Annotated in this window: 9 protein-coding genes; 8 read left to right on the top strand and 1 reads right to left on the bottom strand. The window is 59.4% G+C overall.

What is annotated here, in order from left to right:
* Positions 1-486 precede the first annotated feature (486 nt).
* From DWV32_RS07995 to DWV32_RS07975, 5 genes are all read left to right on the top strand, one after another.
* Positions 487-2,382, top strand: a complete 1,896-nt coding sequence (locus DWV32_RS07995; RefSeq protein WP_117757822.1) for a BglG family transcription antiterminator — start codon at positions 487-489, stop codon at positions 2,380-2,382.
* A 119-nt stretch (positions 2,383-2,501) separates the two neighbouring features.
* Entirely contained in the window at positions 2,502-2,828 is a 327-nt protein-coding gene (locus tag DWV32_RS07990; protein ID WP_117757821.1) for a PTS lactose/cellobiose transporter subunit IIA, read from the top strand.
* A gap of 46 nt (positions 2,829-2,874) precedes the next feature.
* Positions 2,875-3,168: a PTS sugar transporter subunit IIB gene (locus DWV32_RS07985; RefSeq protein WP_117648560.1), complete on the top strand. Its 294-nt coding sequence runs from the start codon at positions 2,875-2,877 to the stop codon at positions 3,166-3,168.
* 9 nt (positions 3,169-3,177) lie between these two features.
* Positions 3,178-4,527, top strand: coding sequence for a PTS sugar transporter subunit IIC (locus DWV32_RS07980; protein ID WP_117757820.1), 1,350 nt, complete (start codon positions 3,178-3,180; stop codon positions 4,525-4,527).
* Position 4,528: 1 nt separating this feature from the next.
* Positions 4,529-5,983, top strand: coding sequence for a family 1 glycosylhydrolase (locus tag DWV32_RS07975; protein WP_117757819.1), 1,455 nt, complete (start codon positions 4,529-4,531; stop codon positions 5,981-5,983).
* A gap of 460 nt (positions 5,984-6,443) precedes the next feature.
* On the opposite strand, the gene DWV32_RS10430 is transcribed toward DWV32_RS07975, so the two are convergent.
* Positions 6,444-7,274 carry a C39 family peptidase gene (locus DWV32_RS10430; protein WP_233540437.1) on the bottom strand — a complete coding sequence of 277 codons (831 nt, stop codon included), beginning with the start codon at positions 7,272-7,274 and terminating at the stop codon, positions 6,444-6,446.
* A gap of 564 nt (positions 7,275-7,838) precedes the next feature.
* On the opposite strand from DWV32_RS10430, the gene DWV32_RS07965 reads away from it, so the two are divergent.
* The 3 genes from DWV32_RS07965 to DWV32_RS07955 all read left to right on the top strand — a co-directional run bounded on the left by DWV32_RS07965 (position 7,839) and on the right by DWV32_RS07955 (position 12,202).
* Positions 7,839-9,290 (top strand): APC family permease, encoded by a 1,452-nt coding sequence (locus DWV32_RS07965; RefSeq protein ID WP_117757818.1) that lies wholly within the window; start codon positions 7,839-7,841, stop codon positions 9,288-9,290.
* A 131-nt stretch (positions 9,291-9,421) separates the two neighbouring features.
* Positions 9,422-10,699 (top strand): amidohydrolase family protein, encoded by a 1,278-nt coding sequence (locus tag DWV32_RS07960; protein ID WP_117655955.1) that lies wholly within the window; start codon positions 9,422-9,424, stop codon positions 10,697-10,699.
* Between the two features lie 117 nt (positions 10,700-10,816).
* Complete coding sequence (locus DWV32_RS07955; protein WP_233540436.1) at positions 10,817-12,202, top strand: histidine kinase; 1,386 nt, start codon at positions 10,817-10,819, stop codon at positions 12,200-12,202.
* Positions 12,203-12,228: the final 26 nt, after the last annotated feature.

Genomic DNA, 12,228 nt, shown 5'->3' with positions numbered 1-12,228 from the left:
ACAAGGCCGCCGAGACCATGGCCGGCCTCTCCGGTACCCGCATCCACGAGTAGTCTCTACTCCGTTGCCTCTCTCGTGGGCGCCAGGCAAAGCGCCCACAAACTAGCCTCTCTTCATGAGCCCCGCAGTCCGCTCCGACTGCGGGGCTTTTGCTATTCACCTAGTCATTGGGGACAAACCCGGCACTTGGGGACGGTCCTTTCCTGCCGGCAGCTTGGGACAGTCCTTAATAGCCATTGGGGACGTTCTTAAACGACTAGTCAAACAACAACGTTCACAACGACTACTCATTTAAGTCTGTCCCCAATGACTGCCCAATGGCTGGGAAGGCGCATCCCACACCGACGCATTGCCTTCGGGCCCTCTCCCCAGGCTCTCCATAGCTCAGCTGGACTCCCCGCAACCTGTTCCGAGTTGGCGGAACGAGCGCGACGTGGAGTGTCATTCTTTACCGCGTTAGACTAGACGCAGGGAAAGGAGGAGGACATGGATGCTCGCGTCAAGCAGCTTGTAAATATGATCGAGGACGCTCAGCCTGTCGCTGTCGCGGTACTTGCCAAGCGTCTCGAGGTAAGCGAGCGCGCCGTGAGAAACTATATCCATCGCGCAAACGACAGCCTTGCAGGGGTTGCACGCATCGTTGGCAGCAAGGGGCAGTATCGTATCGATGTTGCACGTGCAGATGAGCTTGCTCGCTTGCTAGACGGTGCGGCTCTGGCCCATCCGGGCATTCCTGATACGCGCGATGGCCGTGTGTCCTTCCTTCTTAACGACCTCCTCATGCGGTCCCAGTGGGTGACGATTGAGGAGTATGCGGATTTACTCTACGTTTCGGCGCGGACTCTGTCCAATGACATGCGTCTGGTAGAGCAGAAACTCGCCCAATTTGACTTAACGCTCGAAAAGCGCCCACGCTACGGAATCCGCGTTGCGGGCGGGGAGTCACAACGGCGCCTGTGCCTGGCCTCGCTGGTGAGGCCCGTGTTGCCCGACACCGACGATGCAAAGCTCGCCGAGCGCCTGCGGGCCATCGCCGCATGTGTGGACGATGCCCTGACGGCCTCGCCCGTCACGGTGAGCTCGCTGGCATCCCGCAATCTCATCATGCATCTTTACATTGCTCTTGGCCGCATCGAGCAGGGCTGCTATGTCCCAGCTGCAGAATCGGACGTTCAAAAACTGGAGGGAACGCGCGAATACGCCGCGGCTTTCCAGATTGCCGCAAACATCAAGGATGCCCTGGGCGTGAGCATGCCCCGAGAAGAGGTTGCCTTTATCGCAATCCATTTGCTCGGTAGGGGCACGGGCGTGCCCGAGAAGGGCTCTGCCGTTATCTCGGACGAGATGTGGGAGATTGCTTCCGAGATGGTACGTGCGGTCAACGATGAGTTTAGGTTTGACTTTAGCGGCGATCTTGAACTTCGCATGAACCTTGCTCGGCATATCGGCCCTCTGGGCTATCGCCTTGAATATCACATGCATATGGATAACCCCATGCTGCCCGATATCAAGACGAGGTTTCCGTTGGCCTATTCGATGGCAGCTGGCACCTCGCAGGTGCTCGAGCGTCATTTTGGCAGCCAGCCCTCTGATGAAGAGCTCGGCTACATCGCCATGGCATTTGCCCTGGCCCTCGAGCAGCAAGCCGACCAGCCGCGTCGCAAGCGCATCCTGATCGTGTGCGCCTCGGGAGCGGGAAGCGCCCGTATGCTCGAGCACCAGTACCGCAAGCAGTTTGGCATGTATATCGATTCGATTGAGACATGCGATGTCGCCCGCGTGGGAACGTTCGATTTTTCGCACATCGACTACGTGTTCACAACGGTGCCGCTCAACGTCAAGTTGCCCGTGCCCGTCCGCGAGGCCGATTTCTTCTTGGAGACGAGCGATGTCAACGCTATCCGCAAGGTGCTGAGCGACGACACTGCGCAATCGGACTCCGTGAGCTCTTTCTTTAGCCGTGCCCTGTTCTTCAACCGCGTTGAGGCGTCGTCGAAGCAGGCCGTTCTCCGATATCTCTCCGAGCGCGCCGTCGAGAGCGGCCGTGTCGATGCCCAGTTTGCCCAAGAGGTCGCCGAGCGCGAGAGCGCGAGTGCCACCTCGTTTGGCAATGGGGTAGCCATGCCCCATGGGATGCATCCCTTGAGCGCCGAGGCCTTTGTTACCGTGGGCCTGCTCGAACATCCCATTCTTTGGGACGAATACGGCCATGAGGTCGATATCGTCTTTATGGTGTCGTTTGCCCGGTCGGGCGGCGATGAGGCGCGGATCTTGAGCTCACTGCTCGCCGAGATCTTTATGGACCGCCAGGGGGTCGAGCGCCTACGCGAGCGCCGGTCCTGGCATGAGCTGATGGCGCTTGTGCAAGCGCATACGGCTTAAGACTTCTTTTGTCGATGACCCTGTCAGTCTACCTGCAATAAACCTCGAGGATTGCGGGCGGGAGATAGGCGTTTCGAATATTCAAGTACAAACCAAACATCACGGGAGAGGAGACCGTTATGGACGATCAGGGAACCGAGATGGTTTCGTTTCAGCTGGTCGCTGCAGCGGGAGAGGCACGCAGCCTTGCCTTCGAAGCCCTTGAAAAGGCAAAAGCGGGGGATTTTGACGCCGCCGCCAAACTCATGAAGCAGTCAAAGGATGCGGGAATCAAGGCTCACCACATCCAAACGCAGCTGCTTTCGACTGAGGCAGCGGGCGAGCATCTGTCGGTGGATGTGTTGCTGGTCCATGCTCAGGACCACCTCATGTGCTCCATGCTTGCTCAGGAGCTCGTGCAGGAGCTGATCTGCCTATATGAGCGCACTGCAACCAAGAACGCCTAGCGGCGTGCGGTGACTATCCAACCAATCAATGCGAAGGGAATCCCTTATGAAGATCCTTCTTGTTTGCGCAGCTGGTCTGTCTACAAGCATTCTGATGAAGAAACTCGAGAAATATGCGGAGCAAAACGGCATCGAGCTCGATATCGATGCGGTGGGTATCGGCGAGTATCAGGAGACGTGCGCCAATTATGACGTGCTGCTCTTGGGGCCGCAGGTGTCCTACCAGCTCAACACCGTCAAGCAGGGGAGCGGTAAGCCGACCGCGGTCATCCCCGCACAGGACTACGGCATGGGCAACGCCGCCAACGTGCTGGCACTCGCCCAGTCGCTGTTGGGTTAGGAGGCAACCATGGAAAAGTTCATGACCCTGCTTCAGGAAAAACTGACCCCTATCGCCAATTTCTGCGGCACCGAGCGCCACTTTGCCTCCATGCAAAAGGGCTTTATGAGCGCGATCAGCTTCATCTTGGTATCTGCCGTCTTTATGATCCTCGCCAACCCGCCGGTCACGGCCGACCTGGTGGCGCAGGGCGGGTTCTGGTCCGTCTTTGGCCCTTGGCTCGATTTTGCGACGGCCAATAAGCTCACGCTGCTCATCCCCTTCAATATGACGATGGGCATACTGTCGGTGATCGTGACGTTCGCAATCGCCTATAACCTGGCGGGCACCTACAAGATGCCCAAGCTTAACGCCGGCATGACCTCGCTGGTGATGTTCCTGATCGCCGCGGCGCCGTCGTCCTACTACCAGCTTGCTGACGAGTCCGTGCTCCAGGCGGTCCCCTGCACCTATCTGGGTGCGCAGGGCCTGTTTACCGCCATCATCGTTGCCTTGGTCTCCGTCGAGGTCACGCGCTTCTGCCAGACCAAGGGCATCACCATCAAGATGCCCGATGGCGTGCCGCCGTTTTTGTCCGAAACCTTTGGCGCCATCGTACCTATGCTCGCCAACATCCTCATCTTCTTTGGCGGCAACCTGCTGATCCAGATGATCGATCCCACGCTGTCCATCCCCTCGGTTATCGAGAAGCTGCTCGCTGCCCCGCTTTCCGTCGCAGTTGACTCTGTGCCCGGCGCACTGCTTATCTGCTTCATGACGCTGCTGTTTTGGTGCTTTGGCGTCCACGGCAACATGATCGTGATGCCCATCACCGCCCCGGTCACGCTTGCCGCCTTTGCTGCCAACGCCTCGCTCTACGCTGCTGGGCAGCCGCTTGAGTTCCACCCGGTACTCATGTCGATGGTCATCAACCTCATCGGCGGCACGGGCAATACGTTCTCTTTTGTGGCGCTCTGCGCGTTTAAGGCAAAGTCGCAGCAGCTCAAGGCATTTGGCAAGGCATCGATCGTGCCGAGCTTCTTCCGTATCTCCGAGCCCGCGATCTTTGGCGCACCCATCATCTTCAACCCGATCCTCATGATTCCGTTTGTGCTGGGCGGTATGATTTCGGCCCTGCTGTATTGGGGTGCAATCTCACTGGGTCTTGTCTCTAACTTCTACATCTTGGTGAGCGGCACGTTCCCCATCTTCGTTCAGGGCTTTATCCAGTGCCTCGACCCGCGTATCTGGGTATTTACGATCGTTTTGATCGTGGTCATGGCTGTGGTCTGGTACCCGTTCTTTAAGGTGTACGACAACCAGCTCCTGGCACAGGAGCAGGAGAACGCCGCGGCAGCTTCTGCCAAGGATACTGAGTAGCATGGGTTACTTTGACAGAACGTCTGCTGCCGGTATGCCCGAGGGCTTTTTGTGGGGCGGCGCGCTCGCTGCCAACCAGGCCGAAGGGGGCTGGAACGAGGGCGGCCGCGGTATGTCGCACTCCGACCTGATTCCACAGGGTCCCGACCGCTGGGATGTGATGTTTGGCAGGCAAAAGTCCGTGGATGATCCGGACAGGCTGTATCCATGCCGTTGGGGCAACGACTTCTTCCATCATTGGCGCGAGGACGTCGAGCTCTTTGCTGAGATGGGCTTTAAGTGCCTGCGTCTTTCAATTTGTTGGAGCCGTATTTTTCCCACAGGGATGGAGGCCGAGCCCAACGGTGAGGGCTTGGAGTTTTACCGTCAGGTATTCGAGGCGCTGCGCGAGCACGGAATCGAGCCGCTCGTGACGCTGTCGCACTACGACTATCCGTTGGCTCTGGTCGAGCGTTATGGTGGATGGCAAAGCCGAGAGATGATCGAGCGGTATGCGCACTACGTCGAGACCGTCGGACGTGCGTACCAGGGCCTCGTGCGTTATTGGCTCACCTTCAACGAGATCAACAGCGTGGCGCTGTCCTATCTCAACGCGGGCGTCACGCTCGAGGATGAGCGTGACCGTGCAGCCGTGACCGCGGCGTTCTCGCACCATATGTTTATGGCGAGCGCTCGCGCTGTCGAGATCCTGCACAAGATCGATCCCGCAAACAAGGTGGGTTGCATGATCGCTGCCGGTGCGACCTATCCGTACCGTTGTGCGCCCGAGGACGTATGGCTTGCGTATGAGGAGGACCGCGGCCGCTACTTCTACACTGACGTGATGGCTGCGGGCGCCTATCCTACTTGGAAGCTGCGTGCGCTCGAGAAAGAGGGTGTTCACGTGCCCTTTGAGCCGGGCGATACGGAGTATCTGGCCGAGCATACCGTCGACTTCATTTCGTTCTCGTACTATTGCTCGCGCTTGGTGTGCGCCGATGACCAGGTGATCGCTGAGAAGGCGGAGGGCAACGTGTTCCCGACGCTGCGCAATCCGTACCTCAAGGATAAAGAGACTGCCTGGAAATGGCAGATCGATGCGCTGGGTTTGCGCGTGACGCTTGCCGGCTACCACGATCGTTACCATCTTCCGCTCTTTATCGCCGAGAACGGTGTGGGCGGACTCGATGCGCTGGAAGACGGCAAAGTCCACGATGCGTATCATATTGATTACCTGCGCAGGCATATTCTTGCGCTACGCGATGCAATTGTCGAGGACGGTGTTGACCTGATGGGATACACGCCGTGGGGCTGTATCGATCTGGTATCGGCCTCGACGGGGCAGATGAAGAAGCGCTATGGCTTTGTTTATGTCGATGCCGATGATGCGGGCAAAGGCACGTTCGATCGCTACCGAAAGGACAGCTTCTGCTGGTATCAAAAGGTCATTGCATCAAATGGCGAGGACTTGAGTTAACCCTTGCAAGTCTGCTGCCCCCCGCGGCCCGTTTCGGCCGCGGGGGCTTTTGCTATTTACCTAGTCCCCGATGAGACCCTCATTCTGTGGGCAGTCGTTGGGGACAGACTTAAACGACTACTCATTTAAGTCTGTCCCCAATGACTGCGGAAATCCGGCACTTGGGGACATTCCTTTTCCGCCGGCAGCTTGGGATAGTCCTTAAAGCCCGCATCGATCAACTGCGGAAAGCGCATCCCAGAATGAGCTTCCAACATGGGACGCGGTTTCCCTTGAGGCCCTCAAACGGAAAATGCATCCCGGAAATATGCCGAAAAGTGGCTCTCAGTTTCCCAAGCAGGCCGCTAACGGAAAGCGCATCCCGCTATCGAACTTCAAAGCGGGATGCGCCTTCCGTGCCGGCAGTTCCGGGCAGTCTGGGGCCACCCATTTAAGTCTGTCCCCAATGAGTGCCCAATGACTAGTAGTAGGCCCACATGGCTTCGATTTCGTTGAGGACTTCTACGACGCCCCAGCGGCGAGCGCTGCGGCTTTGCGAGTTGGGGTCGTAGACTCCCACCTGATCGGCATCGTCGATGCCCCAGAGCACGATATAGTGTCCAACGCTGGTAAAGGTGCCGGGGCGAACCGATGCGATGATGGGCGCACCCGAGCGCAGCGCCTGGGTGATGGAGCTGCGATCGATATGGAGCTCCGTTGCGTTAAGGCCCAGCTGCCATGCGCCGCGCGTCATAAATGACCATTCGGTGGCGCCGGTGGGGGCATAGTTGCCCGCCTCGGAAAGGGCGCACATATCGACCGGCGTCATATCGGCGTGGCCGGTCTTAAAGATATAGGCCATGGTGAGGCACGTAGGTCCGCAGGCATTTTGGCGGATGGTGCCGCCAGCGTAGGGCAGCTCCGACCATGCCGGGTCAATCTGATAGATATGGGGCATCGTGCCGGCTTGCCATTGCGAGCGCGGGGTCGAAAAGGCGAAAGAATAACCGGGCGCGACGGGGGCCTTGAGCAGCTTGTCCTCGGCGGTGGGCTCGAGACCGGCCGAGCCGTGGGACATACAGGAGCTCATGAGCACAAAGACCAGACAGGTGAGGATAGAGCACAGCACGAGGCGAAGTCGACGAGCCGGCAGGGCGGGGGCATTCGCGTACGATGTCGAGCGGTAAGGCTTGCCGTCGCGTCCGCCTTGGGGATGCGAAAAGAAGCGGTCGATATGGATGCCGGGCTGACGGTGGCCGTTGCGGCGCAGTTGCGGAACCTCGGCCTGACGCTGTCGAGTGCGCGCGCCCAAGTGGCTATCTTGCTGCGCGCTTGTGCCCGTGCTCGGACGGCCACTCTGCCGTGTTCTGCTTGTCTGCTGCCGAGACGAAGGCCTGGGTTGCTCTTGAGGGCGTTGCGGATTGCTGCTCGTGGCACTTCTGGGCGTCGGCGTGGTGCGGCCAGCAAGGCGAACGCTTTGTCGCCGTTGATCACCGTCGTTGTATCCGTATGCCATTCGTACCGCCTTGTCTCATGTATAACCTATCTATCCTACAAAAAAGATGTGCAACAAATGGGTCTGCGCGTCAAAAGCTCGGTAAACGGTACGAAAGGCGCAAAACACAGGGCCTCAAAAACATCTCTCTATGCGTCCGATGAGCGTACGCCCGTCGGGCGGGTGGCAACAATGGACGGCAAACCGTGCCGTTCGTCCCAAAAACGGCGCCACTCATATGCGAGTTCGGCCTTCGGTCGAGCCATGAGCGGCCATGCTGCGCCAAGGCCGTATTGTAAAGCCACGAAATAAAAGCGCGCGGTCAGACAGGCCACGCAAGGGGTGACGCCAAGGGGCGTCAAAAAGGAAAGGAGGGGAACAATGGCGGACAAGAACGCAGAAGTTGCAGTCGAAGGTAACGGTGGCATGAAGAAAACGCTTTCGCTCTGGAACTTCTTCACCATCGGTTTCGGTGCCATCATCGGAACTGGCTGGGTTCTGCAGGTCGGCGACTGGATGGTCGTGGGCGGCGGTCCCGTTCCCGCTATGATCGCATTCCTCTTGGGTGCAATCTTTCTCGTGCCCGTCGGAGCTGTTTTCGGTGAGCTCACGGCTGCTATCCCCATCTCGGGCGGCATCGTCGAGTATGTCGATCGTAGCTTTGGCCGTACGCTGAGCTATATCACCGGTTGGCTCTTGGCCCTGGGCAACGGCATCCTGTGCCCGTGGGAGGCAATCGCTATCTCGACCCTCGTGTCCGAGATGTTCGGCAGCCTGCCCGGTCTTGAGTGGCTGCGTGCCGTCAAGCTCTATACCATCCTGGGCGCCGACGTTTACCTGTTCCCGACGCTGATCGCGCTCGGCTTTGCAGTCTACGTCATCTTCCTCAACTTCCGCGGTGCCAGCTCGGCCGCCAAGCTCCAGGCCTTCCTGACCAAGGCCCTGCTCTGCGGCATGCTGCTCGCCATGGGCGTCTCGCTGTTCACCGGTTCGCCGGAACACGCCATGCCCGTGTTCTCCCAGGTCACCGGCGCTGGTGGCGGCAAGCCCGCTACCGAGGGCACCAGCCTGTTCGCCGGCATCGTGTCGGTCCTGGTTCTGACCCCGTTCTTCTACGCCGGTTTCGACACCATTCCTCAGCAGGCTGAGGAAGCAGCCGAGGGCCTCAACTGGAACAAGTTCGGCAAGATCATCTCCCTGGCCCTGCTGGCCGCAGGCGGCTTCTACATGGTCTGCATCTACTCGTTCGGCACCATCCTCGACTGGCATGAGTTCGTTAAGAGCCCGGTTCCCGCGCTTGCCTGCCTCAAGGGCATCAACATGCTCCTGTACCTGGCCATGCTCGTCATCGCCACGCTTGGACCCATGGGCCCGATGAACTCCTTCTACGGCGCCACGAGCCGCATCATGCTCGCCATGGGCCGAAAGGGCCAGCTGCCCGAGAAGTTCGCCGAGGTCGATCCCAAGTCCGGCGCTCCCAAGCTCGCCTGCGTCGTTCTGGGCGTCATCACCGTCGTCGGTCCGTTCCTGGGCAAGAACATGCTCATCCCTCTGACCAACGTGTCGGCTCTCGCCTTCATCTTCTCCTGCGGCATGGTCGCCCTCGCTTGCCTGCGCATGCGCTTCACCGAGCCCGACCTGCCTCGTCCCTACGAGGTGCCCGGCGGCAAGTTTGGCATCAGCCTCGCTATCGTTGCCTGCGGCACCATCATTGGCCTGCTCGTGATCCCGTTCTCTCCCGCCTCCCTCAACATGGTGGAGTGGAGCATCGTGATCGGCTGGTTGGCTATTGGCCTGGCCCTCATGGCTTTCACCAATTCCCGCAAAAAGTAACGCCTAGCCGGGGCGGATCGGGTGCGCGGAATCCTCTCTCCCGCGCACCGAACCCGGCACCACTTGGGTAGCTTTGTGAGGCCTTAACCCAACACGGCCTCGCCCACTATATGGATCCATAAGGAGGAACCATGTCCACTAAGTACGCAATCGTTGGCGGCAAGCTCATCGACGGTACCGGTGCCGAGCCGGTCGAGAACTCCCTCGTTCTCGTCGACGACAACGGCAAGATCGAGTATGCCGGTGCTATGCAGGACCTTCCCGAGGGCGTTGAGGTTATCGACGCCGCCGGCAAGACCGTCCTTCCCGGCCTGATCGACACCCACCTGCACTTCTCGGGCAACCTGACCGACGATGACACCGATTGGGTTATGCAGCCGCTCCTCGAGAAGCAGGCCGTCGCCGTCAAGCAGGCCTACGACTGCCTCACCCACGGCCTCACCACCGTCTGCGAGATCGGCCGCTTTGGTATCCAGATCCGTGACTGCATCGACAAGGGCGTCTTTAAGGGCCCGCGCGTTCTGGCCACCGGCCTGGGCTTCTGCCGCGTTGCCGGTCACGGCGACTCCCACCACTGCACCCAGGAGCTCAACAAGGAATCCCACCCCTGGGGCGACCAGGTCGACGGTCCTTGGGATCTGCGCAAGGCCGTCCGTCGTCGTCTGCGCGAGAACCCCGATGCCATCAAGATCTGGGCTACCGGTGGCGGCATCTGGCGCTGGGACTCCGGTCGCGACCAGCACTATTGCTCCGAGGAGATCCAGGCCGTGGTCGAAGAGGCAAAGATGGTCGGCATCCCCGTGTGGAGCCACTGCTACAACAACCACGCCGCTGCCTACGATTCCGTTCGCTTTGGCTGCGAGCAGCTGATTCACGGCTTCGATATCGATGAGCGCACCATGGACCTCATGGCCGAGCAGGGCACCTTCTTCACCCCGACGATCGCCTTCCTGCCCACCTGGTACGCCACCTATCCGCCCGTCTACGTCCCCGAGCTGCACGACAAGTACGAGGGCACCCTGGTCGAGAAGGAGCTGCAGCGCAACTACGACTGCCTGCGCGAGGCCAAGAAGCGCGGTGTCGTCATGACGATCGGCTCCGACTCCTTCTCCTTCGTCACCCCGTACGGTACCTGCTCCATCGAGGAGATGTACGAGTTTGTCGACAAGATCGGCTTCACCCCGGTCGAGACCATCACCTGCGCCACCCTCAACGGTGCCAAGATGTGCCACATCGAGGACGAGACCGGTTCCATCGAGGCCGGCAAGTGCGCCGACCTGCTGGTCGTCAACGGTGACGTCGCCGCCGACATCCACGTGCTCAACACCGACAACATGGACGTCATCATGAAGGACGGCTGGATCGTCGAGGCTGGCACCTTTGGCGAGGCCAACAAATACAGCGCCTAAGATACCGTTTGTCGATGGCTGGATGTAAAACACAGTTTTTGATTGCATAATGCAATGGAGAGGGTCGCTTGCGGCCCTCTTTATTGCTATGGGTGCGGTAGATAAAAGGGGATGACGGTGGATTTAAACAGGCTGATTCTGGGCAAGAGCTACAACTCTACCAAGGTCTTTCGTACGGCCCAGCATGTGGTCCAGGCCATCCTGCTCGGTGTTGTCGTTCCGGCGCTTATCCTGTTGCTTATCTGGGATTTAACCGATAATCCCAATCCCGTTCCGGGCGTTGTCGTTATTGCCGGCCTGGTCATGCTGTGCTTCTTTTTCTCGTATGTCTTTGTGGTCCCCGACGACCTCACATCGAGCGCAACCGACCGTACACTCGCCATCGCATCAAAAATATTCGCCTACACGTCGCGTGGCCTTACGCCCGAAGCTGCCCTGGGCGCCTCCAAAATCATTCTGTCCGAAACTATCGCCTCGGCCATCTGCTTCACCGACGGCAAGCAGGTGTTGGCAAGTTGGGGCGAGGATTCGACAAAGTGTCCCGCCGGCACCCCGGTCGTGCTCGAGACCACGCTCAGTGTGATTGAGACGGGCGAGCAGAGCGTGTTTTCGCGTGACACCTCCAATGAGACGGGTGGCTATTTTCCCCGCCTGCGCGCCGGTATTGTCGCACCGCTTACCGTGCGCGGGCATTGCGTGGGTACGCTCGAGCTGTACTATCCCCGCCTGAGCAGCATCGATATGCGCCAGACGGCGTTAGCCTCGGGCTTTGCCGATCTCATTTCCACGCAGCTCGCCAGCTTTGAGCTCGAGCGCCAGGACGAGCTTACGGCCCGCGTGGAGCTGCGCGCCCTACAGTCGCAGGTCGACCCGCATTTTCTGTTCAATACCATCAGCACTATCGTGTCGCTCGTGCGAACCGAGCCCGACAAGGCGCGATCGCTGCTGATCGACTTTTCCAATTACTATCGTCAGACGCTTTCTGACTCCGATACGCTCACCACGCTCGAGCATGAGGTGGAACAGGGCACTCGTTATATCAATCTTATGCAGGCCCGGTATGGCGACGGCCGTCTGCGCGTTTCGGTCGACATCGACTTTGAGGTGCGCGACAGCATGGTGCCGCCGTTTATCTTACAGCCGCTGCTCGAAAACTGTATCAAGCATGCCCAGCGCGAGACCGAGCCGCTTTCTATTCGTGTTGGGGCTTTTGAGACCGATGACGGTCTGGAGATCATCGTCGAAGATGACGGCATCGGTATGAGCGAAGAAGTCTGCGCGCACCTGTTTGAGCAGCATCGCCGAGAGGAGCCCGAGAGCATTACCGCCGACGGCTCCATCAAGCGAGGCTGCGGCCTGGCGCTCTTCAACGTGCTTCAGCGCATCCATTTCTTTTACGGGGAAGATTCTGGCATGCGCGTGAAGTCCCAGGAGGGCGTGGGGACGCAGGTCATCGTCGAGCTGAACGGCGAGCCGCATGAGCCGGCGCCGATGAAGGTGTAGCGCGCGGTTGGATTGAGAGAAAAAAG

Source organism: Collinsella sp. AF04-24 (genome assembly GCF_003465685.1).
In the GTDB taxonomy this organism is placed as follows: domain Bacteria; phylum Actinomycetota; class Coriobacteriia; order Coriobacteriales; family Coriobacteriaceae; genus Collinsella; species Collinsella aerofaciens_AP.
This window is presented reverse-complemented; position numbering and strand designations above follow the sequence as displayed.